Annotated in this window: 29 protein-coding genes; 28 read left to right on the top strand and 1 reads right to left on the bottom strand. The window is 35.2% G+C overall.

What is annotated here, in order from left to right:
* Positions 1-49 precede the first annotated feature (49 nt).
* The 27 genes from K7887_RS11475 (at position 50) to K7887_RS11345 (ending at position 24399) form a co-directional block, all read left to right on the top strand.
* Positions 50-832 carry a TerC family protein gene (locus tag K7887_RS11475; protein WP_223489307.1) on the top strand — a complete coding sequence of 261 codons (783 nt, stop codon included), beginning with the start codon at positions 50-52 and terminating at the stop codon, positions 830-832.
* A gap of 150 nt (positions 833-982) precedes the next feature.
* A complete protein-coding gene (locus K7887_RS11470; protein WP_223489306.1) occupies positions 983-1855 on the top strand; it encodes an ATP-binding protein in 873 nt (290 codons plus the stop codon).
* A 10-nt stretch (positions 1856-1865) separates the two neighbouring features.
* On the top strand, positions 1866-3791 hold the full coding sequence (locus tag K7887_RS11465) for a vWA domain-containing protein (protein WP_223489305.1): 1926 nt from the start codon (positions 1866-1868) through the stop codon (positions 3789-3791).
* 64 nt (positions 3792-3855) lie between these two features.
* Positions 3856-4503: a phosphatase PAP2 family protein gene (locus K7887_RS11460; RefSeq protein ID WP_223489304.1), complete on the top strand. Its 648-nt coding sequence runs from the start codon at positions 3856-3858 to the stop codon at positions 4501-4503.
* Positions 4504-4562: 59 nt separating this feature from the next.
* Positions 4563-5033 (top strand): YusW family protein, encoded by a 471-nt coding sequence (locus K7887_RS11455; RefSeq protein WP_223489303.1) that lies wholly within the window; start codon positions 4563-4565, stop codon positions 5031-5033.
* A gap of 309 nt (positions 5034-5342) precedes the next feature.
* Positions 5343-6548, top strand: a complete 1206-nt coding sequence (locus K7887_RS11450) for an MFS transporter (protein WP_223489302.1) — start codon at positions 5343-5345, stop codon at positions 6546-6548.
* 95 nt (positions 6549-6643) lie between these two features.
* Positions 6644-8059: an NAD-dependent succinate-semialdehyde dehydrogenase gene (locus K7887_RS11445; protein WP_223489301.1), complete on the top strand. Its 1416-nt coding sequence runs from the start codon at positions 6644-6646 to the stop codon at positions 8057-8059.
* A gap of 195 nt (positions 8060-8254) precedes the next feature.
* Positions 8255-8893 carry a 5-bromo-4-chloroindolyl phosphate hydrolysis family protein gene (locus K7887_RS11440; RefSeq protein ID WP_223489300.1) on the top strand — a complete coding sequence of 213 codons (639 nt, stop codon included), beginning with the start codon at positions 8255-8257 and terminating at the stop codon, positions 8891-8893.
* An 18-nt stretch (positions 8894-8911) separates the two neighbouring features.
* Positions 8912-10114 carry a toxic anion resistance protein gene (locus K7887_RS11435; protein ID WP_223489298.1) on the top strand — a complete coding sequence of 401 codons (1203 nt, stop codon included), beginning with the start codon at positions 8912-8914 and terminating at the stop codon, positions 10112-10114.
* A gap of 245 nt (positions 10115-10359) precedes the next feature.
* A complete protein-coding gene (locus K7887_RS11430) occupies positions 10360-10812 on the top strand; it encodes a hypothetical protein (RefSeq protein WP_223489296.1) in 453 nt (150 codons plus the stop codon).
* A 215-nt stretch (positions 10813-11027) separates the two neighbouring features.
* Entirely contained in the window at positions 11028-12044 is a 1017-nt protein-coding gene (locus K7887_RS11425) for an RES family NAD+ phosphorylase (RefSeq protein WP_223489294.1), read from the top strand.
* 249 nt (positions 12045-12293) lie between these two features.
* Positions 12294-12728, top strand: coding sequence for an NUDIX hydrolase (locus tag K7887_RS11420; RefSeq protein ID WP_223489293.1), 435 nt, complete (start codon positions 12294-12296; stop codon positions 12726-12728).
* Between the two features lie 126 nt (positions 12729-12854).
* Positions 12855-13412, top strand: coding sequence for a GNAT family N-acetyltransferase (locus K7887_RS11415; RefSeq protein WP_223489292.1), 558 nt, complete (start codon positions 12855-12857; stop codon positions 13410-13412).
* A gap of 73 nt (positions 13413-13485) precedes the next feature.
* Positions 13486-14352 carry a protein kinase family protein gene (locus K7887_RS11410; RefSeq protein WP_223489291.1) on the top strand — a complete coding sequence of 289 codons (867 nt, stop codon included), beginning with the start codon at positions 13486-13488 and terminating at the stop codon, positions 14350-14352.
* A gap of 148 nt (positions 14353-14500) precedes the next feature.
* Positions 14501-15148, top strand: a complete 648-nt coding sequence (locus tag K7887_RS11405; protein WP_223489290.1) for a nucleotidyltransferase domain-containing protein — start codon at positions 14501-14503, stop codon at positions 15146-15148.
* Positions 15141-15899, top strand: coding sequence for a serine hydrolase (locus tag K7887_RS11400; protein ID WP_223489289.1), 759 nt, complete (start codon positions 15141-15143; stop codon positions 15897-15899). The genes K7887_RS11405 and K7887_RS11400 overlap by 8 nt, the downstream gene beginning before the upstream one ends.
* An 82-nt stretch (positions 15900-15981) precedes the next feature.
* A complete protein-coding gene (locus tag K7887_RS11395) occupies positions 15982-16764 on the top strand; it encodes an alpha/beta hydrolase (RefSeq protein ID WP_223489288.1) in 783 nt (260 codons plus the stop codon).
* A 14-nt stretch (positions 16765-16778) separates the two neighbouring features.
* Positions 16779-17330: a nucleoside/nucleotide kinase family protein gene (locus K7887_RS11390; protein WP_223489287.1), complete on the top strand. Its 552-nt coding sequence runs from the start codon at positions 16779-16781 to the stop codon at positions 17328-17330.
* Between the two features lie 173 nt (positions 17331-17503).
* A complete protein-coding gene (locus tag K7887_RS11385) occupies positions 17504-17665 on the top strand; it encodes a hypothetical protein (RefSeq protein WP_223489286.1) in 162 nt (53 codons plus the stop codon).
* 109 nt (positions 17666-17774) lie between these two features.
* Entirely contained in the window at positions 17775-18482 is a 708-nt protein-coding gene (locus K7887_RS11380; protein ID WP_223489285.1) for an MBL fold metallo-hydrolase, read from the top strand.
* Positions 18483-18720: 238 nt separating this feature from the next.
* Positions 18721-19395: a hypothetical protein gene (locus K7887_RS11375; RefSeq protein WP_223489283.1), complete on the top strand. Its 675-nt coding sequence runs from the start codon at positions 18721-18723 to the stop codon at positions 19393-19395.
* Positions 19396-19767: 372 nt separating this feature from the next.
* A complete protein-coding gene (locus K7887_RS11370) occupies positions 19768-20229 on the top strand; it encodes a hypothetical protein (RefSeq protein ID WP_223489281.1) in 462 nt (153 codons plus the stop codon).
* 114 nt (positions 20230-20343) lie between these two features.
* The gene (locus K7887_RS11365) at positions 20344-21030 is read left to right on the top strand and encodes a hypothetical protein (RefSeq protein WP_223489279.1); all 687 of its coding nucleotides are present in this window, start codon (positions 20344-20346) and stop codon (positions 21028-21030) included.
* Positions 21031-21190: 160 nt separating this feature from the next.
* Positions 21191-21988: a class I SAM-dependent methyltransferase gene (locus K7887_RS11360; protein WP_223489278.1), complete on the top strand. Its 798-nt coding sequence runs from the start codon at positions 21191-21193 to the stop codon at positions 21986-21988.
* Positions 21989-22275: 287 nt separating this feature from the next.
* A complete protein-coding gene (locus tag K7887_RS11355; protein ID WP_234946554.1) occupies positions 22276-22833 on the top strand; it encodes a sigma-70 family RNA polymerase sigma factor in 558 nt (185 codons plus the stop codon).
* Complete coding sequence (gene lstR, locus K7887_RS11350) at positions 22766-23167, top strand: helix-turn-helix domain-containing protein (RefSeq protein ID WP_223489277.1); 402 nt, start codon at positions 22766-22768, stop codon at positions 23165-23167. The genes K7887_RS11355 and lstR overlap by 68 nt, the downstream gene beginning before the upstream one ends.
* A complete protein-coding gene (locus K7887_RS11345) occupies positions 23164-24399 on the top strand; it encodes an FtsW/RodA/SpoVE family cell cycle protein (RefSeq protein ID WP_223489276.1) in 1236 nt (411 codons plus the stop codon). Before lstR ends, K7887_RS11345 begins: the two co-directional genes overlap by 4 nt.
* 503 nt (positions 24400-24902) lie before the next feature.
* Here K7887_RS11345 and K7887_RS11340 read toward each other — a convergent pair.
* Positions 24903-25247, bottom strand: coding sequence for a hypothetical protein (locus K7887_RS11340; RefSeq protein WP_223489275.1), 345 nt, complete (start codon positions 25245-25247; stop codon positions 24903-24905).
* A gap of 322 nt (positions 25248-25569) precedes the next feature.
* On the opposite strand from K7887_RS11340, the gene K7887_RS11335 reads away from it, so the two are divergent.
* Positions 25570-26304, top strand: coding sequence for a hypothetical protein (locus K7887_RS11335; protein ID WP_223489274.1), 735 nt, complete (start codon positions 25570-25572; stop codon positions 26302-26304).
* Positions 26305-26340 lie beyond the last annotated feature (36 nt).

The raw sequence follows: 26340 nt of genomic DNA, 5'->3' as shown, positions 1-26340 counted from the left end.
TTACCTGTTTCTAGGAAAGGCTTTTGTTATGTAAAAAGGAGAGGAAACCATGGAATTATCATTATTATTGGAATACGGCTGGGTTCTTCTTGTCTTGATTGCACTTGAAGGTATTTTAGCGGCTGACAACGCACTAGTACTAGCAATTATGGTTAAGCACCTACCGGAAGAGGCACGTAAAAAGGCTTTATTTTACGGTCTGGCAGGGGCACTCGTCTTCAGGCTTGGATCTTTATTTGCAATTTCATACCTAGTAACTATTTGGCAAGTACAGGCGATTGGAGCTGCTTACTTGCTGTTTATCGCACTTAACCATATATGGCGAAGGTTTGCAGTGGCGAAAGTGGAACATGCTGCGACCGTTGACAAGCCCAAAAAACAGTCCGGTTTTTGGATGACAGTTTTCAAAGTAGAAGTTGCAGACATTGCGTTTGCAGTGGACTCTATTTTAGCGGCTTTTGCATTGGCCATGACGTTGCCAAAAACTAATCTGCCTCAAATAGGAGGAATAGATGGAGGACAATTCATCATCATTTTCCTTGGTGGATTTATCGGGGTAGTTATCATGCGTTTTGCTGCTACGCTTTTCGTGAAACTGTTAAAAGAAAGACCAAGTTTGGAAACAGCCGCATTTTTAATTGTTGGTTGGGTAGGTTTCAAACTTGCTATGTACACATTGGCACACCCAAGTGTTGGCGTGCTTCCATACCACTTCCCACACAGTCCGCTCTTTAAAGCGATGTTCTGGATCGTCTTGATTGGAATCGCTGTTGGTGGCTGGATTGTTTCCGGAAAGAACAAAGTAGTTCAAGAAGTGGACAGCATTAAGTAAAGTAACTCTTTTTACTTCAAGTAAAACAAAATAGTTGATATAATGTACTAGGCTGTTGACAATCTATTGTCAGCAGCCTTTTTCAATAAAACGATATCTACGCCCATATTGTGGGATACTACATGGAATAAGATAAAAGGAGACTGAAAGATGTTTGCTATAGATCAATTACCTACAGCTATTCAAGAAAAGATAAAAAGAAATAAAGAAAAAGAAGGTACCAGCTCCCTTATTGGGTCGGCAGGATATACATCAGCAGACGATGATGTTTTGTTTGATTGTATTATTGCTTTATCTATGGGGAAGAACGTCCTATTAAAAGGGCCAACCGGCTCAGGAAAAACGAAGTTGGCAGAAACGTTATCTTCTATTTTTCATCAGCCGATGCATAGTATTAACTGCTCCGTAGACTTAGATGCTGAGGCATTACTTGGCTTTAAAACGATTCACAATAATGATGGAAAAGCGACGATAGAATTTGTACCAGGTCCAGTTATTAATGCAATGAAACAAGGAAACCTTCTATATATAGATGAAATAAACATGGCAAAACCTGAAACCTTGCCAATTCTAAACGGTGTACTAGACTACCGTAAAACCATTACGAATCCTTTTACAGGTGAAGTAGTGAGAGCAAATCAGGACTTTGGTGTGATTGCTGCCATCAATGAAGGGTATGTGGGAACGGTACCATTAAATGAAGCACTGAAAAATCGATTTGTTGTCATCGATGTGCCATATGTGCAGGGAGAGGTTTTACTTCAAGTCCTGAAAAATCAATCCAAATTGGAAGACGAAAAACTGCTTAGTAAATATGTAACTTTATCTTCTGACCTTATAGCTTTAGTTGAAAACGGAAATCTATCCGAAGAGGCTGCATCTGTGCGCGCCCTATTAGACACATGTGATCTTAGTGTTTACTTGCCACCGCTTAGAGCGATTAAGCGCGGTATTATAGAAAAGTTGGAAGATGATAGAGAAAAAGCGGCTATCTTAAACATCGCACAAACTTTGTTTGAATGAGGAGATTAACTTGAGACCTATCGTTTTTAATGATAAAAAAATTGATTCCTTTCTATTTATGGAGCTATCGGACTTAGCGACTTCCCTTTCTAAAAAGAAAGACCTTGAAGTGGAATATGCGTTCAAGTCCTACTATGACCCATATATGAATAAGATGTATATCAGTTTATTCTGGGATAACCATCCTACTTTCGAAAAACTTCATGGTATGAAAAGCGATGTGTATTTGCGTAGCGTCGGATCTGTTGTGCATACAGACTATAAAGTGATTAAACAACTTTTTGCTTTTATGAAAAGAACACACTTATCTAGCTTAAGCAGACAACTGTTCATCCTGATGGAAGACATAAGACTTGAGGAACTTTGCAAACGAGAGCGGCCAGGCACCACTACAACTTTTATGGTGAGAAGAGTGGAGTATCGCAAATATTTCAGAAGCCAACTTACAGTCAATATAGAAAGAAATATTATGACAGATGCGCTTTACAATCTGTTGTATCTACTATTGACCACAGATAATCCTTTGGAGGATGTACCTTCATTAAATGAGGAGTTAGACCTTGCACTCCCATTCCTTCGGGACGAAATTGCTAAATCTTATGAAGCAAAAACTACGAAAGATATTTTTCGAAGTGTTACAACCATCGTAGAAGTACTAGAAGATCTCTTAGAGAAAGATATGCTTAATACGTATTTTTTCCTGCCGGACTTTTCAGATACGCCCGAAGAAGACGAAACTCCAACCTTCGATGAGATGAAAAGAAAAAGCGAACTGAAAAATGACGATATAAAACAAAAGGATAATGAAGACGACGAAGAAGACGTTCATGAAGACAAGCTCCCAACTTGGCACCGTGAATCAGAAAGCAACAATAAAAGCTTCCTTCAATTTGATATGGAACAAGGTACAAAAACCGATCTAATGGGGGAAGGCGTACGAGAAGGGGAAGATGGAGACCAGGCAATGGGCTTTGTCCAAGGCGAGAGTCAACAGACAAATAAAAATGATTATTCCAAGCTTGAAGCGTTGGATGTTTTAAATGATACAAAAAAAGAAGGGGGAAGCGGCGCGGAGTTTGGGAAAGAGAACAAATACGCCTATCCTGTCTTCTTAAAGCCTGAGAATATATCAGCAGAACATTATGCTGGATATGACGAATATAAGCTGTTTGTCTCCTCTTATCAAAAGAAATTAAAACAGTTAATTCAAAAAACATTGGAGCACAAAAAAATCATGCCAAGAAGTGATCTTCCATTCGGCAGATTAAGTAAAAAGCTTTTACCTTGGTTTACAGAAGAAAACCCAAGAGTATTTTATAAAAAGGATAATCCATCTATCGAAATCGATGCTGTTTTTTCCCTATTGGTTGATTGCTCGGCGTCCATGTTTGATAAAATGGAACAGACCAAATATGGAATCACTCTTTTTCATGAAGCGTTAAAATCTGTATTTGTTCCTCACGAAGTGGTAGGATTCTGGGAAGATACCAATGATGCAACAAAGACAAGCCAACCGAACTATTTTAAAACTGTGATAGATTTCAACTCAAGTCTCAGACCTGCTGCTGGGCCAGAGATTCTTCAGCTTGAACCTGAAGAAGATAACAGGGATGGTTATGCGATCAGACATATGACTAAAAGACTTGTACACCGCAGTGAAAAACAAAAATTTCTACTCGTATTCTCCGACGGGGAACCTGCAGCGATGGACTACGAAAAGAACGGGATAGTAGATACACATCAAGCCGTTATGGAAGCACGAAAAAATGGACTTGAAGTAATCAACGTATTCTTAGCTAACGGTGAAATTGATGAAGGACAAGTGAAAACCATTCAAAATATGTATGGCAAGTATAGTATTTTAGTTCCAGATATTGAAGAGTTACCAGACGTGCTCTTTCCACTATTAAAAAAATTACTGTTAAAAAGCTTATAAAACAAGGATTAAGGCTAACTCTAAGATACAGGGAGTTAGCCTTTTTTTCGTTGGGAGTGACATCATGAATGTGTACATAAAAACAAACACCATGTTTAAAGCAAGCGGTATTCTTTTTTTGGTATTTCTCATTGTAGCATTATTGATTAATGTAGAAGTAACTGAAACATGGGACAGGATGATTGGTGAAAGCCTTTATAGAATAGGTGAAATTGATGGTTTTTTTATCTTTTTATCCTATATAGGGTCAAAGCTGTTTTTCTACCCGGCACTTGTTGTCTTGACAATCTTCATTCTATTCAAACGGAACTGGTATTTGGCATTATTTCTTTGGGCTAATCTTATAGGCGTGCGATTTCTAAATACATTGTTAAAAACAATTTTTTCAAGAGACAGACCAAGCTTGGATCATGTAGTAGAGGCAGGATTTTATAGTTACCCTAGTGGACACTCGATGAATTCCATGGCATTCTTCGGGGCTATTGCATTCTTGTGTTACCTAATAATTAAGCAAAGCTGGCTAAGAAATACACTGATGGCTGTTTGTTATGTTCTGATAGGACTAATAGGATTTAGCAGAGTTTACTTAGGAGTTCACTACCCACTGGATGTATTGGGCGGATTTGCAATGGGTGCTTCTTGGTTACTATTTTTGAGTGGGATGTATTTAAAAGTTGTACATAACAAGAAAATGAATTCTTTTCATAATTGAGGGTAAATAATTTCCAATAGGAAAAAATACTCTTACTAATTATTAAGGAGATGATTTATATGAATAAATGGATTATGACAGCTATTGTAATGACCTTAACTACGGGATTAGCGGTAGGTTGTGGAACGGATAATGATAATTTATCTGCTCCTCCGGAAAATGCTCCTCAAAATGAGGGGACAACAACAGATGTAGAAAACGAACAAAGTACCACTGGTCATAAGTTTACCAAGTTTGACCTAGAAGTGGAGTACGAAAACAGAGTGAAATATGAGGCTGAGTATGAAGCAGAAGGTAATGGAGAAGCAGAGATTGAGGACAATGTTAATGAAGTTTCTCTTAAAGGTGACGAGGCATATACGGAGCTTTCTCCTCGATTGGAACAATTGAAATTCGACAGCAACGCAGATCAGCAAGAAGTAATGACGCAGGTGTTGGAAATATTCGAATTAAAAGATGACTACAAAGAATTTGAACTTGAAGTAACGTTTGAGGATGGTACTGTTAAGAAATATGAAGAGAAGAAATAATCCATTAAAAAATTGGCAAAGGGACTCCCTATGCCAATTTTTTATTGCTTTCTTTTTCAGACTCTCCGCTTTTCCGAAGGACGGGGGCCTAATGGATTGTATGAAGACCTCAGTTACTAGAAAAAAGAAGGAGAGAGGTCCTCATCAGCGTGATGAAGACCTTAGTGACAAGGAGAAAGGAGAAGGGAAGTCCTCATCGCCGGAATGAGGACTAAAGTGAAAGCTTATAAAAAGAAATTTCGAGTGGCGAATTAATTCATTCCATGGTATAGTTTTCTTACAACAACACAAGTGATCGGAGAAACTATCATGTGGAAAAACCGGAATGTATGGATTATTTTAATAGGTGAATTTATTGCAGGTTTAGGGTTATGGACTGGTATTATAGGAAACTTAGAGTTTATGCAGGCATTGGTGCCTTCAGATTTTGCCAAGTCTCTTATTCTATTTGCAGGCCTCCTTGCAGGTGTGATGGTAGGACCGTTAGCCGGTAAAATCATCGACTCAACAAGTAAAAAGCGAGTAATGTTAATTTCAGGATTCGGTCGGATGATCAGTGTAGTATTTATGTTTCTAGCGATTGAATATCAATCTATTCTTTTCATGATTATCTTCATGATTGCCATTCAGTTGTCTGCTGCATTTTATTTTCCGGCGTTGCAATCATCCATTCCTTTGATTGTAAAAGACAAAGATTTATTAGAAATGAACGGGGTACATATGAATGTATCCACTGTATCTAGAATTGCAGGGACAGCACTTGCAGGAGCCATGCTTGTGATCATGAGTTTATCTTCATTGTATATGGCATCCATGGTTGCTTATGGAATTTTATTCTTACTTACTTTTTTATTGAACTTTGAAGAACCAAATCATAACAATGAACTAGATGGCAAAAACAAAAAATCCGGAGACTTCAAAGAGGTCCTGCCGGTATTAAAGGAAACGCCGATTGCTCTTACCGTATTGATTCTTACGTTTATCCCATTTCTATTCATTGGGGGCTTCAACCTGATGGTCATTAACATCAGTGAAATTCAAGATGATCAAGCGATTAAAAGCTGGATTTACACGATTGAAGGTGTCTGCTTCATGATTGGAGCATTTGCCGTAAAACGTATATCTAACGATAACAATATGGTTCCGCTAATGTTTTTATTTGTAACATTAATAGCCATTTCCCATTTGAGTTTGTATTTTGCAGACATTAAATGGATGACATTATTCTCTTTTGGTTTATTCGGCTTGGCGGTTGGGTGTTTCTTCCCGATTGCAGCAACCATTTTTCAAACGAAAATACCGAAAGAGTACCACGGGCGCTTTTTCTCATTCCGAAATATGCTTGATCGCGTGTTATTCCAGGTAGTTCTTCTTGGAACTGGGTTGTTCCTTGATACGATAGGACTTCAAATGATGGCAATCGTTTTTGGAATGCTCTCTTTGACGTTAATTTTGATATATGGTTTAAGACTATTTCGCCACCCAGTTGCAGTTGCCGAACAAAAAACACCTTAACTGGTGTTTTTTTGTATTCAATAAAGGGAATGTCCCATAAAGAGTGAATATATTAAAGAGAATGTCCTGAAAACTTTTTAAATGGAGGGAACACAATGGAAAAATATTCGATGTACATAAACGGTGAATGGGTGAATACAGAAGAAGTAATTGAAGTGACAAATCCAGCAACAGGAGAAGTGATCGGTACGGTACCAAGCATTTCCGAGGACCAGCTGGAAAAAGTGGTCCAACATGCAGAAGAAGCGTTTCAAACATGGAGGAACTATACGGCATATGAGCGTGCAGATATTTTAAATAAATGGTTCCTTTTATTGGAGGAAAATAAAAAGCTTATTGCAGAAACTCTTACAAAGGAGCAAGGCAAGCCGTTCCGAGAAGCATTGGGAGAGGTTGGCTATGCGAATAGTTTTGTAGATTGGTATAAAGAGGAAGGCAAGAGAATCTACGGAGAGACCATTCCATCTTCCTCCAAGGACAAAAGAGTACTGATCCAAAAGCAGCCGGTTGGTGTTGTTGCAGCCATTACGCCATGGAATTTCCCAGCCGCAATGATTACAAGGAAAGTTGCTCCAGCCCTAGCTGCAGGATGTACGGTAATCGTTAAACCCGCCGGACAGACTCCACTGACTGCCTTACTCCTGGCAAAATATGCAGACGAAGCAGGGGTACCTAAAGGTGTTCTGCAAGTCATCACCGGAAAATCTTCCGTTATTGGCGAGTCATTAATGAAACATAAAAATGTGAAAAAGCTTACCTTTACAGGATCTACGGAAATTGGTAAGAAATTAATGGAACAAGCATCCCATACAGTCAAGAAACTATCATTAGAGCTTGGCGGGCATGCTCCGTTTATCATATTTGAGGATGCTGACCTTGAGAAAGCAGCGAAAGGACTTGTTCAGTCCAAATTTCGAAATGCCGGCCAGACATGTATTTGTGCCAATAGAATATATGTGCAGGAGAGTGTGGCTGAAGAATTCACTTCACTTTTCGTCAAAGAGGTTTCTAAACTTAAAGTTGGAAACGGGATGGAGCGCGGAGTGGATCTTGGACCACTGATTGATGAAGATGCATTAGAAAAAGTGAAAGAGCATTTAAGTGATGCCAAAGAGAAAGGTGCAGCTGTTGCTTTTGGAGGTGAAGTGAAGGATAAAACGTTTATGGAACCGACAGTAATCACGGGTGTAACAGATGAAATGCTTTGCATGAATGAAGAAACATTTGGTCCTCTTGCCCCAATCACCACATTCAAAGAGGAAGAAGAGGCAATCAAGAGGGCTAATAATTCTCCGTACGGATTGGCAGCGTATGTATTCACGGAGAAAATGTCAAGAATTTATCGAGTTACAGAAGGACTGGATTATGGCATTATTGGTGTTAATGATGGGGCACCATCTGTGGCTCAGGCCCCATTTGGCGGTTTGAAAGAAAGTGGTATCGGGAGAGAAGGCGGACATCACGGAATGGAAGAATATTTGGAAGTGAAATACGTTTCCATAGGAATTTAATATACTTTAATGCCCTTGATATCAACATAATCAAGGGCTATTTTCATTTATTCTATTGGCTGATACATAAAGTATTTCGTATTCCGACTTCTATCCCTTATAATAAAACTATAAATAATTGAAACCTTTCTCTTGTTGATTACGTAAGAAAGGTATAGTTTATCTTAAGCCTTTAAAAAGGTGAGGAGTGAAGTTATGAAACGGTTTTTACTGCAAAGTTTTATTATCATACTATCGTTTAATTTAGCTGCCATCGGTTTTTTAATAGTATTCCTTTTAACAGGTAATCAAATTCAACTTGGTATCCTTGGCGCTTTTGGTGGCTTTCTTGGAAGCTATTGGGCATTGAAGAGAAAATTGCTACCTAATAACGACTTGGAAAAGATAGAACGAAAAGAGAAAAAATATGTTACTGCTCAATTAAAGGAAGCGAAAGAAAAAGCAAAGAAGATTAATAGTTCAAGGTTTCGCGTGCGCTCGATTTTTGTTTATCAAACGATAACAAAATTATCAAAGATCTCGACAAAGATCATTAAAATGGTGGAAAAGGAACCGGTACGGTATCGTACAGCTCAAAATTTCTTTCACCATCATCTCGATTCCTCTGCTATCATTACTGAAAAATATGTGCACCTATTAAATCAACCAGTGCGGACTCATGAAGTTTCTCAAGCGCTTCGAGAAACAGAAAGTGCTTTAAAACAATTAGAACGCAATATGGAAAAAGAGATGATGGCAGTGCTGTCAGGGGATATGAATAATCTTACGACAGAAATTAAACTAATGAATTATCAACAGCTTGATACAGATAAAAGAATAATTGAGAAGAAGTAGCTTATGGGGTGAGTGACAATGAAAAACAATGACCGGGTAAAAAACCAAGTAAAAGAAGATACACTGAATGACTTATTAAGCAATCCATTCGCGACGCCGAAAATGGAAAATGAAATGGTGACGCAAGATCCAAATGAGGTTCAATCAGAACCAAAGAAAGAAAAAGTAATGGATACCCTTTCTGAAGAGTACAAAGCGAAAGCCATCGATATTGCAAAACAAATTGATCCAAATGATCAACACGCTATATCATCCTACGGTGTTACGGCTCAAAACGAACTGTCCACTTTTTCTAATTCCATATTGTCCCATGTTCAGGCAAAGGACGCAGGCCCTGTAGGAGAAGTGGTTTCTGAATTAATGAAAAAAATCAAAGAAGTGAAACCTGGAGAACTGGAACCTCAGAAAAAAAGTTTCTTTGGTAAATTTTTTGGAAGTGTCAATAATTCAGTACAACAACTTTTTGCAAAATACCGTAAAATTGGTTTTGAAATCGATAAAATTTCTGATCAACTGGAAAGCTTTAAAAAAGTGTTACAGCGTGACAATATCATGCTTGAATCTTTATACGACAAAAATAAAGATTACTTCCAGGCATTAAATATCTATATCGCAGCAGCGGAACATAAATTTGATGAAATTCAAGCAACCATCATTCCAGAGCTAGAACAAAAAGCAAGGCAAACGAATAATCAAATGGATGTACAGGCCGTTAGTGATATGATGCAGTTTGCAGACCGCCTTCAAAAGCGTACCCATGACCTGAAAATCAGCCGTCAAATCACCCTGCAAATGGCACCCCAAATAAGGATGATTCAGCATACGAACCAGACTCTGGTGGAACGAATTCAATCTTCCATTCTTACAGCAATTCCACTATGGAAGAACCAACTGGTTATTGCAGTTTCCTTATACAATCAACAAAAGGCAGTGGATACACAGAAAAATGTTTCTGAGACTACCAATGAACTGTTATTGCGAAACTCAGAAATGCTTAAACAAAACACGATTTCGGCAGCACGTGAAAACGAACGAGGTCTTGTCGACATCGAAACGCTGAAGAAAACACAAGAAAACCTAATCGAAACACTAGAAGAAACCTTACAAATTCAACAAGAAGGACGAGAAAAACGCCATCAAGTAGAACTAGAACTCGTCCAAATGGAAAACGACCTCAAAAACAAACTACTAGAAGTCCGTTCCAAAGCGAAACGGGACTGATTGAAACATATCAAAAAAACAGGTTTGATCCTTTGATGGATTAGACCTGTTTTTTAATGGACGGCATAGTTTAACTTCATTTAGTTCATTAGTCTGTACATTTGTAAACTTAAATGGCTTATTCAACAAACGGGCCAGATTGTTGAACAATGTCTTTAAGAAATCTATATATTTTTTGGTAATATTATGAAATAATGTATATAAACTATTGGCTCCGTTTAGCGAGTTATTAGGAGGCACTTTATTTGAGATTAATAATAACAGTATTGTTTTTGTTGTTAGTAATAACTGGTTGCGATTCTAAATCGGAGAAAGAGCTTTTGGAGAACTTAGTTTCTAAAGATCCTGATTTTTATATGCTTTATGCAGTTCCAGAAATAGATAAAGAGTTTATAGACGTACAAGAAGTGCAAGATTATTATAATTTAGACTTTAATAAATTATTAAGTAACGACAGTTTAGATACACTTTATTTTGGTACTTATCTTTGGTTAATGCCAGTGGATAATTATAAGACTTATAAATATATAGAAACACTTGAATTTGACGATTATCCAGCATTTGTTATTTTTGATTCAGAGCAATTAGTTTTTAGTTCATCAAATATTGAAGAGGTAGAACATTTCCTATCAACCAGAGAGGAAACTAATGGAATAAAGCTACGAAAAGAACAGGAAATTGATTACTACAGTCAATAAAACCGAGTGATACATAAGTAAATATCGAGAATTATATTTACTTAAAAATCTGGCGCGGTCCTAGAACAAGGATAAGCGCTCATTTTTTGAGGGCACCTTAATGAATTAGAGTGTTGAAGAGATTTAGAAATTACTGGATAATTACTCTTGTTAAGAAATTAATTGAAGCATGTGGGTGAATTTTTTCTAATAAACATCGTTAAAAGGAGATAGAAATGGAATATCAAGATTATTTGCCTAAACTTAATAAGACAGCAGAGAAATATAAAGATAAAGCACAACAAGAATTAAAATATTGTATAACTTGTCAGCCTTATGATGGTGGTGATTATATTTGGATAGCTGGAAACGAAACTACCATCGATGAAATTCTTGAAAGCGTTAAATGTCCAGAACATTACCGGGTGGATATTGCTGCACACCTAATTTGTCCTAATTGTGGTAAATCTGGTTTTGAACAATTTGATGTGGCAGGCACAGAGGATGTTGCTGTTTTGGCAGAAGAAAGAAAATATCAATATATAATTACTCGATTTGCTGATAAACTAGACAATTTTCGTTCACATATAGAAAAATACCCATCCTTGGCGCTTGCACATCCGATGGGAAAGAAAATATACAAGGAGATAACAAATAGCAATCTAGATTCAATAAAAGTAAAACACAAGATGTGGGCAAGGGCTAGACTTGTTTCCCAGTCTAAGGTGTTTGAACAAACAGATATGACTGCACCTCAGGTTGGATTATCCTCAGGTGGAAGGTTTCATCACCAGGGACAAAGCGTTTTGTATCTAGCAGAAACCGATGAACTCGCAATGATTGAAACACTTGATAATCCAGATATTTCTTCTCTTATTTGGATACAGAAGTACTCTCAGAAAAGGGAGTTAACAGGGATTTTAGATTTAAGGCATGAGTGGTCAGGTTTAGGTTACTCAGAAAACGAAGTGATTCAGGCCCTTCTAGCTTCACGTTATATATTCGATAAAGTAGTAGATAGATCAAGTAAATGGAGACCACAATATTTCCTAACTACATTTATAGCTGATTGTGCAAGACAAGCCGGGTTTAAAGGAATTATATACTCCTCAAGTAGGTCTATTGGAAGTAATCTTATTCTATTCAATCCCAATGAACCGGCAGTAAAACCTGTAGAAAACCCAAAAGTATATATTTATGAACCTAAAAAAGGTTTAATAGAGGACATGAATGATATAACACTTACTTTTTAGTAGGTTTAACCAACAATTAGAACAATGCCTATAGGTTGATTTTTTGGTAACTATTATTTCAATTAAAGGGCGCTTTCCTGTAACAGGAATCAGCGCTCGTTTTTTTTGGCCAAAGAAAATATCTTATTGAAGGAATTTTTAGATTATGAAATAATTGGAATCAAGCAAACAGGCAGGTATGAGAAGAAAAGATTTTTATACTCTCATTAGAAACTACTAGATAGCATTATTTTCAGGGGAGGTTCATTGATGTATCCAAGAGCAAATACACTAGGAATAATTGTGAAGGACAACTATATCCTTTTGGAAGAACAGGAAGGAAAGCATTCAAAAGGAATAGGTTCTTATTACCGTCCCATAGGCGGTACAATCGAATTCGGCGAAAGGTCAAATGAGACATTGGTGAGAGAGTTTACTGAGGAATTAGGCGTTGATGTTGTAGTCAAAGGATATATTTCCTGCATAGAAAATATATTTAAAATTGACGAAGTGGTAGGACACGAAATAACACAGATATACTTAGTGGATTTTAAAGATAGGAATTTATATCAGCAAGAATATTTTACAGTATCTGAAGGAAATAAAATTACTTATGCTAAATGGATTTCTAAAGAAGAAATTTTTTCTGGGAAAAAGGTGCTTTACCCATATGGGTTAACAGAGTTATTGAAAGAGGAAATTTAGTTTTTTTCTTCAGCAAACTGTAAGCGATTGTAGCACAATGGATTGCTCTTTCTCTTTATATAAGAATAGTACAGGTATTTTGAAAAAAGAGTGGTACCAATATCTAAGTAAAGGCTTGGTGGAGATATGTTTATACATAGGTTGGATGACGAAACATCACTGAGGTTGTTCAATGTAGGTGATGCTGAAGAGTTTTTTAACTTAATTATTTGTTCAAAGCCTTATTTAAAGGAATGGCTTGGGTGGCTTGATTACGTTGAAACGGTAGAGGATACTATCGAAACCATTAAAGCACGATTAAGTGCATTAGTGGAAAATGGGGGTTATCCAAAGTCAGTAGCAATAATTTATAAAGGTCAAATTGCAGGAACTATTGGCTTTAATGAAATAAACAAAGGAAATAAGATTGGTATAATTGGGTATTGGCTAGGAGAAGGTTTTCAAGGGAAGGGCATAATGACAAAAGCATTAAATGCAATTGTTGATTACGGATTTAGAGAACTTGGGTTAAATAGAATTGAGGTTAGTATAGCAGTTGAAAACAAAAAGAGTCGATTATTAGCTGAAAGGGTAGGTTTTGTAGAGGAAGGAAAATTAAGAGAAGCAGAATGGCTATATGACCGTTATGTAGATCATATCATTTATTCAATCTTAGCAAAGGAATGGAAAGGATTTAAAAGTTGATTCTCCCACTATCAGGGAGCGGTAGTTTAAAAATAAATGTAGTTAAGTTTAATTAATCTATTGGAGCTGCTGTATGAAAGAAAATGATAAAATCATTGATGTTTTAGAAAGTAAAGGATTGTTAAGGAATGCTGAAATAGAGTTAAAACGCATGAATAGTGGTACTACCAATGGAGTCTTATATACTCTTTTAGTAGATAAAAACCCTACCTATGTTATCAAAATAGATGATTCGAAAATAATAAGTTCAACTAAAGATTTCCTGCTGGCGTACAAAGAAATAAGTGTAATACCTGATGTTATTTATGCGGATGAAAATGATAACTACATAGCTTATACATATATCCCCGGAGAAACTCACAATAATCGTGGTTCTAAATTAGAGTGGATGACCATTTTAATTCGAGAATTATTTACTAAATACAACAAGATAAATAATGATACATCATGGGGAAGGGTTAATGGCATACATAGAAGTACCTGGTCAGATTTTAACAATATTAGTTTTCAGCTTGCTTATGAAAGCATAGGAAACCATCTACCTAATGAAGACCATAGAAAAGTCAAAGAGTTAGTAGAGAAACTTAGAGATTTTCATAATAAAGAAGAAAGATATTATCTTCACGGAGATACAGGGGTCCACAATTTCGTCTATAATTCAAACAAACTAGTCGGGGTTATAGATCCGTCACCTTTAATTGGTCCAAGGATTTATGATTTTACGTATGCATTCTGCTCATCTCCAGATAGCCTTAATTTAGAAACGCTGTTGCCAATATTCGCAATATGGAAAGATAATACACCCTTCACTGAAGAACGCCTTATAGATGAAGTGATTTTTCAACTTTATACCCGTATTGGTGTATGCATTAAAGTACACCCTCAGGACTTAAGTAGCTATATGAAAGCTTGGAGTGAATGGAGAGAGTATCTTTATTAATCAATAACTCAATACATTAATCAGGATTAGCGCTCATTTTTATGAGACTGGATGAAAAATAGCTTATTGTAGGAATTTATATATTATAAATTGGTACTAAGATAAAAGTCTGTGACGGATAGATCGAAAATAAAAATGGGGTGAAAAGTTGGGAGAAAATGAAGAAGTCTGGAAACCTCTTTCTATTACTGAAATTCAAAGTATCTTCAGCATAATTCCTATCCAATGGTGGATTGCTGGTGGGTGGGCTTTAGATATTTATTTACAAAAAATCACAAGGGCTCACGAGGATATTGACATTGTTATATTAAGACCAGACCACTTAATTTTACAAAGACATCTGGGTAGAGATTGGGAAATGTTTATAGCATTTAAAGGTCAGTTAATACCCTGGAACAAGAATCAATTGCTAGACTCTCATTTTGATAATATCTGGGTAAAGAAAAAAGATGAATCAACATGGGCTTTCCAAGTAATGTTATTGGATATAGAGGAGAAGAATTGGATCTACAAACGAAACAACACAATAAGAATGCCTATTGAAGATATTGGGTTAGAATCTTTATCCGGAATACCATTTTTAAAACCAGAAATACAACTTCTTTATAAAGGTGGAAGTTCTGTCATTAGAGAGAAAGACGTTATTGATTTAGGAAATATATTACCTAAATTAAATGTTAGCAACCGTGATTGGTTAAAAAAAGCCTTGAAAATACAGTACCCTCATGGACATAAATGGATTGAACTAATAGATTCTTATGCCAAAGAATTAGGTAAGGTGAATATGCTTGAATAAAATTATTGATAAACTTAAAGAAATAGATAACGGAGAAATAGGTATCATATTATTTTCCAGCAAAGAACAAAGATATGATACTGCTTTAAATAGTGAACTCACAGTCCCCCTTGCATCAGCAGCAAAAGTAGCAATAGCATTTTGTGTAGCAAAATGGGTAGAGGAAAATACATATAATTGGGAAGACCTAGTTAATAAGATTTCATTTAATCCAGAAGAAGATAGCAAGGAACTTTATCCTCATCTACATAATAGAAAATCACTTCCTTTAAGGGAGGCGGTTGAAGTAATGATTGCTTGCCATGATAGCTATGTTGCTAAATGTATTGTAAATTATTGTGGTGGATGGGAAGAGTTAAACAATTCTATCCAATCTTATTTTCCGACAATAAGTATTGCTGAAAACCCAAGAGATGTTGAAAACAAGGGTCAACTAAACCAAATGCTTGAAATAATGATACATATCTTTCAAGGCTACAAAACACAACCTCTCCTTTGGACACCAATCATTAATGGACTGATTAGACAAAAAGGAGATATAAACCACATTCCAACACACCATCTAAATCATATGACAGGTGGCTTAGACAATGTTGTGATTGATATTGGCATAATCGGTGACTTCAATGAAGACCCTTTCATTTTTGCAGTAGGGGCTATTAATTTACCTAATAGATTTACAAATCAGGCTGCTGACAACAAAATAATGGAAGCTATGAATTTGCTTTATGAGGAATACCTAAAGCAATAGAAAGCCGTACTTAATTATAAAGAGAGAAGCTTTTAACATGTTTAAGAATCGTACAGGATTATGTAAAATATGGTGAAAAGGGGTGATTGAACTGGAAAGTTTTAAGATGGTTAGTTCAATATTAAAGAACAATAGATTTGTTCGGGTATATCTTCCTAAGAGTTATTCAAAATCAGAAAGCAAGCGATATCCAGTTTTATATATGCACGATGGTCAAAATGTGTTTCAAGATAAGGATGCAATTGGCGGTGTTTCGTTAGGTCTAGAAGAATATGCAGAAAAAAATGAGATCGATGTAATTATAGTCGCCATTGACCAAGTTGTTGACGAACGTAAAAATGAGTATTGTCCATGGGAGAGTGGAGAATTTGTAAGAAAGTTAACCGGTAATAGGGATTCTTATGGTGGAAAAGGTAAGCAATATATCGAATTTATAGTCCATGAACTGAAACCAACCATTGATAGTAATTACCGCACTATTAGCGATAATAGCTTGATGGCAGGGATATCACTTGGTGGATTAATCACGATTTACGCTGCCTGTAAATATCCCCATTTATTCCGTACTATTATTTGCTTATCTTCTTCATTTTGGTCCAATCAGGAGGAAATAGAAAAACTTATTGATGATAGTGATCTTACTCTCATTGAATCCATATATTTAGACTGTGGAACAAATGAGGCTGGTGAAGGCACCCAATTAAGTGATGAATTTATTAAGTCTAATCAAATCATCTATAGGAAATTAAAAGATAAAATCCTAAATACAAATTTTGTGGTTATTCCATATGCTGAACATTCTTATAGATTTTTCAAAAGAAGAAAGCGAGAATTATTTCTCTCATTACAAAAAAGTGATAAATAAGGAGCTTTATATATATGAGTGTTAAACCAATGATAATTTCAATTGCAGCTGTTTCAGGTGGAGGAAAAACTACTATAACCCAAAAGTTGGGTTTAGAATTAGATGATGCAAAAGAATTGTTTTTTGATGATTATGACTTTGAAAACGCACCAGATAACATTGTTCGATGGGTGGATCAGGGAGCTGATTATAATCTTTGGAATTTAGACCCAATGGTTTCAGATATTGAGAGGATAAAATCCTCTAGCGAAGTACCTACATACATATTACTAGACTATCCGTTTTCATATATGAACGAAAAGATGAAAAAATACATTGGCCTAACTATCTATATAGATACTCCTTTAGACGTTGCAATGGCCAGACGAATACTTAGAGATCACACAAAAAGCAACATTAACGATGTTCATAATGACGTAAAATTTTATTTGCAATATGGAAGAGTGGCTTATCTAGAAATGGAAAATAGTATTAAAACGAATTCAGATATAGTGATTGACGGAACTCTACCTCCAGATAAAATAGTTGAACTTATAATCAAAGAAATAAGATATAGGGGTTTATAACATCCTCAACAATCAGGCGCAATCCTGTAACAAGGATTAGAGCTCTTTTTTTTTTCGAGGATGAAAAATAACTTATTGTAGGAATTTTTAGAATATGAAATAATTGGTATTAAAACAATATGGCAGCAATCAATATAAAGAATGCACTAAATTAAAAGGGGGGGATAAACAAAATGATAGTACTTTTGGGGTACATAGTACCAACAATAGTAGCAGCATTTTTTATTGGATTTTTCGCACCTTTAATTGGAATTGTAGTGGGTTTTTTAATTCATATAATCGTATTACCAATAAGAATTTCAAAGAAAATAGACCGACTTTTAGATAGGTTATAAGTTAATGAAAATATTAATCCATGAAATTCATCTTTAGGTAACTGGAGCGATAAATGTATTCTTTGTTGAAATAGGAGTTTTCCGGAGTGTAAACAGGGAGGGGATTTTTTTGAAATACTACTTTGAAAAAATATCGGATCATGTGTATGGCTTTCTCTTATGGGATGAATCGTGGAATTCCTATAATAACTGTTATTTAGTGAAGGGAGATAATGGCTACACACTTATTGATTCGGGTAAAGAGGAGCACTTTGATTACCTAGAAGCCTCCTTGACAGAAATCAATCTAAATAAAGACGAGATTTTCGCATTCATAGCTACGCATGGTCATAAAGACCACATCGGTGGACTTTCCTTTTTAGAAAACATAAAAAGTTATATTCATAGTGAAGATCTCAGCCTGGTGCCGGAAAATCTGAAAACCACTCTTACAGGAACGCTCCCTGATAATGGTGCGGCTATCAACGGGTTGGAGTGTATCTTCCTAGGTCATCATACTCCAGGCTCTGTTGCTCTTTTTCATCAAGAAAGTGGTGTTTTGTTTTGTGGGGACCACCTTTGTTTCTTTGGTGAGCCTTTGCCAAATGAAAAAGTTGCGGGCAATGGGAAAGAAATGAAGGATAAATATGTAAAGTTCATCTCGGAGTGGGCAAAAAACGAGGAGATGAGAAGAAAGCACCATTTTGAGTTGTTTATGGAAGGGCTTAAGAAACTTAGGGAGATTAGACCAAGTATCCTTTGTACAGGGCATGGGGTTGTGATTAGGGATGATGTGGATTCTTTCTTATCAGACCTCATCCAGGGCCAGTTTGTATAGTTGAAGAAATGTATAATTTTCTTGAAATCGAGTCTTCAACAATCGGGCGCCATTCTTGAAGAAGAATCGGTGCTCATTTTGTATTTTAGGGCCAGATAATTGAATAACACTGGGATAGTTAATTTGATATTTAGCTAAAAAAATAAAAATTGTGAAAAGAGTGTACTTAAAAGTAACATGTCTGATTAGCATAATAAGAAATTATCTTAGGGAACACTAAAAATGAGGTGTTCAACTAATGAAAAAATACATTATTTTTATATTGGCATTTGTTCTTATGATTGCCCCTAATAAAGCAGCTTCTACGATTGAGGGATATGATGTTGTTTCTGAGTTAAGCAAAGATAACATAACCTTGTATGCTAAAAAAATGAACGGCTTATATCAAGACTTCAAAATTAATTTCAAGGGGGAAGTTTACTCAAGACCTTTTTGGAGGAACGTTACTAACCCTACATACGCCCCGGAGATGTATTACGAAGACATCAACAAAGATGAAAAGAAAGAGTTAATTATAATCTTGACGAAAGGTTATGGTACTAGTGTGGTACAGGAAGAGGTTTACGTATATAGAAATACAAATGGATTGATTGATGTTCTTGTTGATAATCCTTTGGCAATTATATATAAAAACGTAAAAACAAAGCTGTCGACTGAAAGAGCCGAAATTAGTGTGGGAGAAAAGGTATATACAGTTGATATTGCCCCTTTAGAAATACCACCGACAAACTTATTTGATAATGTAGCGTTTGGCAGTATTACTAAATACGAAGTAAAAGACAATAAACTTATTGTGAGGGTTGATTGTCGAATTTCTCCAGCTGGTTATATTGGTGAAATTGTTATTGTTTATGAATATCTAGATAACATGTTTCAAGCCAATTCAATTGAATTTCAACCAGCAAATTTATGATTTGTTCAACTAACGGGCGCGAGAGTTGAAAATTAATATTCCTCAGCTCTTCCTTAATTCAAGAGTTGGACAGTTTAATGCAATAAAAAAATGGAAAAATAATATAACCTAATAATGGAGGTGTATTCTTATGCGTAGGTTGTTGTTATTTTCCGTATTTGTATTTATATTGTCATTTCAATCGCTAAATCACGAAGTCCTTGCTAACTCACAATCATTTGATTATTGTATGGAATTGCTTAACAAATGGTGGTTCTTCAAGTATAGGAATTGATTTTTATCCATGGTGTGGTTCAAAATTATATGCAGCAATTGGGCTGGAGAATGGAGTAACTTTCTAGAATGGAGAAAACGTTATGGAGGTGTTAGGAAGTGGAAGAAGGGTCTTGGGAAGGTTTGTTGGATATTATCGGTTTATCAGACGAGGAGAAGAAGACCGCCAACCTAGAGGAGTTAAAACAGTTTCAAAATAGAGAACCAAGCAATTCTCTTCTATTCGAGCTTTCTAATGACATTTATGGCGATTTAGATAGTGGCATTTATTTGCTTTGGTTTGACAGAACAATAAGTGTTATTAAGGATAATCAAATTTTAAAACCTGAGAAATCTCGCATAATTCACAAAACAATTAGTCGAAATGAGATTGAATTTTTCAAGGAGCTCTGGTTTAGTTTGCTGGGACATTATCTATTGGTTCTCCCAAAAGGGTTTGAAAAGAACATTTCGGAGACTGCTGATGAAGAGGAGTTTATTGGTGTTTTGTTGAGAAAATATAAAAGTTTGTACTTGAAAACACCTGATGCTAACGTGATTCTTCACTTAGCTCTTAGCTAGAATTGAACCAAGTTTTCTACTTAAAGGGAAGACTTATTTAATAACGTATTTCTCAACGTTTTGCTTATTTAAGAATTTTTCTTAAATAAATTTGAAAAATATTGGAGGAAACCTATGGCTGAAATTTGGATCCAAGAAGAAGAAGTTAGTGATAAATTTTTAGGTGAATTAGGTCATCATATAAAAGTAAAAGGGAGTTTAAAGGCTGCATATTTCATTAGTGAAGGTTCAGAAGGGGATTATGTGGAACGAAATAGAAAGTATTTGCAGGATTTTTTAATAACACAAAACAAGTATCCACTATACCTTACTTTTGTTTATTATCACGATGATTATAAAGAATTTCAGGAAACACTCCATGAATCAAAAATCGATTGTAAAATTAGTTTTTTGGAGGAAACTAGAACCTATTGGACTGCTTTAAAAAATGTTAGGTATCATCCACCGTATTTTATGGTGAAAATTATGGATGCACGTTCACTATCAGTTGTATTAGAAGAGACCTATTGGCTTCCTGCTCAAAATGAGTTTTATGCAATATCCTATTCTGAAAATTTATTTTTTCAGCTGGAAACTGTTACAGAATGGGGCAGAACAAGAGAGAGTTCAGTTGCTAATTTTGAATTAGATGAAGAAACAACTTTTATTACCATCTTTCATGATGGTGCAGGATTCTATCTATACTCTAATAAAGAGAAATATTCAACGGTTAAAAATTTATGTTCAAATTTACCTAAAGGTACTGTTATTACTCAAATAAATGACACTTTGGTCTCAGACGATAGTTTTGAAAGTGATTAACCATTTGAAGAAATACACTTTTCGATTGGAGAGTTCTGTAGCCAAATAAAATATTGTTGGTCTTATACATTCTGTAATAATAAAAGGACTCACAATCTTCAACAATCTAGGGCTATAAAGAAATAACATTGATTTAAAAAGTCGCGGCGAGGTGAGTTTTTTGGAGAAATACGGTGAAGATTTATTTAAAGGTGCAGCTCACTATTATTCTAAATATAGGCCTATGTATCCTTCTTCTTTAATAAGATATTTAGTTCATAGATTTTCTTTAAATGGAGAGCAACAGCTACTTGATTTGGGTTGTGGTACAGGACAATTAACAATAAGGTTTTCAGATTGGTTTAGCAAAATTGTAGGTGTTGACACTGAACTTGAAATGATAGAAGAAGCACAACGGCTTCATCATTCGTTGAGAATGGGTAATATACATTGGTTTAATGGATCATTGGAGAAATACAAAAAAGAACACAAGGAACAATTTGAGCTTGTTACAATAGCTAAAGCATTCCATTGGATGGATCGCCCTAAAGTACTTGAAGAATTATTTGACATTGTTGCAGTTAGTGGAGGGGTTGCTATCATAGATAACTATGAACCTAATAAGAAACTTACAACATGGCAAGAACAGCTCAATGAAATAATTAGCCGTTGGTATGGAGAAGAAAGAAGAGCTGGTAAGACTACATATAATCATCCTACCGAGAGTCATGAAGATGTAATTTCGAAATCGAATTTTAAACTAGAGGTTCATCATCTACCTATTTACGAAGTAAATTGGACAATTGATTCAATACTTGGAAATCTATACTCAACATCCTTTGGATCAAAGCGTTTCCTTGGGGATAATGTCGCGCTCTTTGAGCGTGAGGTGAGAGAATCACTACTTGCAATAAATGACTCTGGAAAATATAAAGAACAAATGACATTATCAGTTAAGCTCGGGATTAAAGTTAATTAAATACTCCTTAGTTTATTCCAGAATAGGGCGCTTATTCAGAAGAGGATAAGCGCCCTTTTGGCGGGGATTTTTCATATGGAAAACTTTTTATAAATACCAGCCTACTGGTATAACTTAGTCGTGGGAAGTTATTAAGCAATATGCGAATGAATTAAATCCATAACTGTTGAATTTAGTCAAAATATAAAACTCTTTTAGATTGAGCATCGTCTAATATACAGGAAAAAGAGGTGAAATAAGTGGATTTACTGTATTTGAAGACAGAATGCAACAATGAAGATGAAGTGATGACTCACTTAATGGAAAAGCATGGTCAGGAACTTCTTTACTTGACATATTCGTATGTGAGAAATAAAGAGGCTGCACAGGATTTAACGCAGGAAGTTTTTATTAAGTGTTATCAATCTTTACATACATACAAAGGGTCAGCTTCTGTGAAAACATGGTTATGGCGTATTGCCATAAATCATTGTAAAGATTACTTGAGAAGCTGGCATTTCCGCCACGTATCTTTAGAAAATAATCCAAACGATTTAGCTATAGGAACTAGCAGAGAGGTAATAGAGAAGGAAGTTATTAGAAAAGAAGAGGATAAAATGCTTGCTGAAGCAGTGCTTTTGTTGCCTGTTAAATATCGTGAAGTTGTATATTTATATTATTTTGAAGAGCATTCCTTGGTTGAAATTGAGGAAATTTTGAACGTTAACTTAAATACTATAAAAACCAGATTGCGTAAGGCAAAGCAACTCCTAAAAAAAGAATGGGAGGAAAATAACAATGGAAGAAAAATTGAAGAATTTGCGGAAATCAATGAAAAATACGGTGTTAAAAGAACTGACTTTTGAAAAGAAGCAAATGGACTCTATTAGAAAAAGCTATAGTGAAAATTTTAGACTGTCCATCCTACAACTATTAAGAAAAGAAAAATCAGGAACCGAACTACTACAAGGATTGCGTGCCAGAGGAATAACAAATTATGATCAATCAGAAGCTGTTCTTTACACGGATCTACACGAATTAGAACAAAAACAGTTGCTTTTAAGTCGTTGGATATACGAAGAAAAACGCTATGTACTGAATAGAAAAGGGCTTAAATATCTGGAGGAATTAGAAGAATCCACAAATAAAAAGTTTAGCAAAAGGCTACAAGAATTATGGAGCGGAGGAAGAAATGTATGAGTAAGTTTCATTATCTTCAATCCGTTACCCAATGGATAAGTTCTAAAGAAGCAAAAGACCTTGTAGAAAAAGAATTACAATACCATATTCAAAAGAAAATAAAAGAACTGGAAGAGAAAGGATTCACAAAGCAAGATGCGGAAAGAAAAGCAATAGAAGAAATGGGAAATCCAGTAACTGTAGGCAAACGATTTAATCAGTTATATAAGCCAATGTTCGATTGGGTGACAATTGGAGTGTTTCTTATCTTGTTGTTGGCGGGTTACTTGCTATTGTTTCTACTTGAAGATTCGGGGTTTCATTTAAGTTGGTTAAATAAAAGTATTTCAATTGGAATAGGAATGATAGTTGCAGTATTCATCATGTTTTCTAATTACCGGGTGTGGGAGAAATATAAAATGCCTTTACTGATAGGTGCTGTTGCGTTTTTGTTATTCTTTGTTTTACATAAAAAATATGGGGTTTTAACTAGCTGGTTTGGTACAACCAATGGTAGACCGTATTTTATGAAGCCAATCCTTGACTCTACAATGATGATTCCTTTCTTTTTAGTAGCTGTTGCAGGATACTTAGCGAAGCCTATTAACCGGATTCAATGGGTACAGCTTGTATCATGCTTACTGCTTTCATTTCTAATGATGATATCTGTGCACAACTTAGCGATGACGATAGCTCTCTTTGTAATGGTTATTGGAATGCTACTATATAGTAAACGATACAGAACGGTAGGCATTTTAATTATACTTCCAGTCCTAGGAATTATGTTTATTCCTCTTGCACCCCATTATATAGATAGAATTACTAGGTATGATCATTACGGAACGACGGTCGCAAAAAAAATATTATCAGACGCTTCATTACTTCCACAAGGGATACCGGCTGATATAGTGCTACCTCATACAGAGCTGGCAGCTGTGACCATAATATATGGCCTAGGATATATAATATCTTTTCTATTATTGTCCGCGTTACTATTTTTATTATATAGGGCTGTGAGAATAATAAGTGAAATTAAATCTGAATTCGGTAAACTCATTATAGTTGGAAGTTCTACATTATTTGCATTTCAATTGCTCTATAACCTAGGGATGATTACCGGTCTTGTTCCAATTATGGCAGTCCAAGTGCCATTTTTAAGCTATGGAATACAGCCAATTTTACTTAATGCAATATTTATTGGAATTTTGCTAAGTACGTTTAGAAGAAAGCATTTAACATGGAAAGAATGCTAGCCATATTCAAAGAATAGGAAATTATTATTTAAATATTAGAAGATTGAAGGTGTTGTAAGATGTGAAGGTAAGTTTTGTTCCTCTTCAAAGATAAAATACTCGAATTGTTCTTATTTATTTTGAAGAACTTTTTAAAAAATGACGAAGCTTAAAGTTGACTGATTTGATAGCGGGAATCGAAGGCTATAGTTGAAAAAATATGTAGTTATCTTGATATCGAGTCTTCAGCAATCGGGCGCTATTCTGGAACAAGAATTGGCGCTCACTTTTCATTATAGGGCGCAATAGAGGAAGAACTTATAAACTCAGTTCATCATTTTTATTATGAAAAAACACCGCTATAAGCGGTGCTAATTTGTGTGTTGAATTTATGCTATTCTGGGTGCTAAATACCCTGTTATTTCAGGTTTTTCCTCACAAAACGGAACCCGTTATAAGAACGGGGTTATACTTGGTTGAGTTTTTAAAATTAAATAACTTTTTTGTCACTTTACAGCTCTTTCTTATTTTCCTTTTAATATCCAAAAACCAATTAAAATAATTGTGATACCTATCCCCGTACGCCAATTAGGAATTTCTTCTAGAAATATGTATCCAATTACAACACAAACTAGGATCTCCATTCCTTTAGATACAATAAGTGAGAAGGTTAAGTTATCTACGATTTTTGTTAAATATTTCACCCCGTATCCAATCATCATACTCGCAGACAGGAATAAAGGTACAAGTTTAATATAGTACCATAAAGTATGTAAAAAATTTGAGTCAATGTGCTTAGTGTGGTAAGCGTAAATAGCATTAATAATCAATAACCCACCTAACATTAAGAAAAGTGAAAGTAAAATCATAAGGTTGTTCTCCAATTAGATTTGTTTCTATAATTTTGCCCAAATGCAAAATCTTTATGTAAGGTAAAAATGAAGTTACTCATTTTGCATGAACTATATTCAAGAATTGGGCGCTTTCCTTGAACAGGGGATAAGCGCTCATTTTAATAGGTAAGTTAAAAAGTTATTCATTGTAGGAATTATTAGCTTACGAAATAATTGGTATTAGGAAATATGACAAAAGGGGGGAGCTGCTAAAAGTTAGAGTAGGTGTAATAGTTTCAAGCTCACTCAAACAGCAATATGTAAAAGTAATAAAATTTAGACATAAGGTGAGATAAATATGAAGACAAGACAAGTAATCTTCTTCGTAGGTTTAATTCTATTTGTAATTTCTTTACCATTAAGCACAAAAATTATCATGGAGGTTTTTCATAATCAAAAAATGAATGAAGCGTTTATTATAACAGATGTAAACGAAGGTTTCCCTCCTACTGATTCCACCTATCAATTTAAAGACAATGTCATAGAAATAGAGGAAACCTTAAAAGAAGAGTATAGCCATTTAGATTCTACGGATAACATAATCGGCATCTCAAATTTATCGATAAATATAAATAGAGAAGAGATAGTTCAATTAAACGAGCATCCAATAAGAGTGGGAGCAGAAGGTTTAAATCGATATTATGGCGAAATCGCTTATTTACTTGTAGAAGACAAGAAAAATGATATAACCCGATTTATTGTACTGGTAAAGAGAACGAAAGAATTAGCAAAAAAGATGCCAAACGGTGATATTAGGGGGTGGGTTACACCAGAGAAATTAAAATACACACTCTACGCAATTGATGAGGATGGAACCTATACAAGTGAAGATTTTAGTTATTCAAAACGGGACGCTTTACAAACAGAATTGCTAAATGCAGGTGCAGTTTTTCCCTATAGAATTGGATATTATACAGATGCTTTACAAGCTTATCCTTCACTATTGTTCCCGTTAATATATCCGTTTGCAACTTTGATAATAGGATTTATCATGGTACTATTCTTTTTTCCCTATAGAAGATTGAAGAAATAAATTATTACGGAAGATTTTTCAAGACAACATGATAAG

It is taken from the genome of Sutcliffiella horikoshii, from assembly GCF_019931755.1.
In the GTDB taxonomy this organism is placed as follows: Bacteria; Bacillota; Bacilli; order Bacillales; family Bacillaceae_I; genus Sutcliffiella_A; species Sutcliffiella_A horikoshii_E.
This window is presented reverse-complemented; position numbering and strand designations above follow the sequence as displayed.

Coding starts and splice junctions, on each gene's coding strand:
- K7887_RS11475 (WP_223489307.1), top strand. CDS start 50: ATGGAATTATCATTATTATTGGAATACGGCTGGGTTCTTCTTGTCTTG.
- K7887_RS11470 (WP_223489306.1), top strand. CDS start 983: ATGTTTGCTATAGATCAATTACCTACAGCTATTCAAGAAAAGATAAAA.
- K7887_RS11460 (WP_223489304.1), top strand. CDS start 3,856: ATGAATGTGTACATAAAAACAAACACCATGTTTAAAGCAAGCGGTATT.
- K7887_RS11455 (WP_223489303.1), top strand. CDS start 4,563: ATGAATAAATGGATTATGACAGCTATTGTAATGACCTTAACTACGGGA.
- K7887_RS11450 (WP_223489302.1), top strand. CDS start 5,343: ATGTGGAAAAACCGGAATGTATGGATTATTTTAATAGGTGAATTTATT.
- K7887_RS11445 (WP_223489301.1), top strand. CDS start 6,644: ATGGAAAAATATTCGATGTACATAAACGGTGAATGGGTGAATACAGAA.
- K7887_RS11440 (WP_223489300.1), top strand. CDS start 8,255: ATGAAACGGTTTTTACTGCAAAGTTTTATTATCATACTATCGTTTAAT.
- K7887_RS11435 (WP_223489298.1), top strand. CDS start 8,912: ATGAAAAACAATGACCGGGTAAAAAACCAAGTAAAAGAAGATACACTG.
- K7887_RS11425 (WP_223489294.1), top strand. CDS start 11,028: ATGGAATATCAAGATTATTTGCCTAAACTTAATAAGACAGCAGAGAAA.
- K7887_RS11420 (WP_223489293.1), top strand. CDS start 12,294: ATGTATCCAAGAGCAAATACACTAGGAATAATTGTGAAGGACAACTAT.
- K7887_RS11415 (WP_223489292.1), top strand. CDS start 12,855: ATGTTTATACATAGGTTGGATGACGAAACATCACTGAGGTTGTTCAAT.
- K7887_RS11410 (WP_223489291.1), top strand. CDS start 13,486: ATGAAAGAAAATGATAAAATCATTGATGTTTTAGAAAGTAAAGGATTG.
- K7887_RS11390 (WP_223489287.1), top strand. CDS start 16,779: ATGAGTGTTAAACCAATGATAATTTCAATTGCAGCTGTTTCAGGTGGA.
- K7887_RS11385 (WP_223489286.1), top strand. CDS start 17,504: ATGATAGTACTTTTGGGGTACATAGTACCAACAATAGTAGCAGCATTT.
- K7887_RS11375 (WP_223489283.1), top strand. CDS start 18,721: ATGAAAAAATACATTATTTTTATATTGGCATTTGTTCTTATGATTGCC.
- K7887_RS11365 (WP_223489279.1), top strand. CDS start 20,344: ATGGCTGAAATTTGGATCCAAGAAGAAGAAGTTAGTGATAAATTTTTA.
- K7887_RS11355 (WP_234946554.1), top strand. CDS start 22,276: ATGACTCACTTAATGGAAAAGCATGGTCAGGAACTTCTTTACTTGACA.
- lstR (WP_223489277.1), top strand. CDS start 22,766: ATGGAAGAAAAATTGAAGAATTTGCGGAAATCAATGAAAAATACGGTG.
- K7887_RS11345 (WP_223489276.1), top strand. CDS start 23,164: ATGAGTAAGTTTCATTATCTTCAATCCGTTACCCAATGGATAAGTTCT.
- K7887_RS11340 (WP_223489275.1), bottom strand. CDS start 25,247: ATGATTTTACTTTCACTTTTCTTAATGTTAGGTGGGTTATTGATTATT.
- K7887_RS11335 (WP_223489274.1), top strand. CDS start 25,570: ATGAAGACAAGACAAGTAATCTTCTTCGTAGGTTTAATTCTATTTGTA.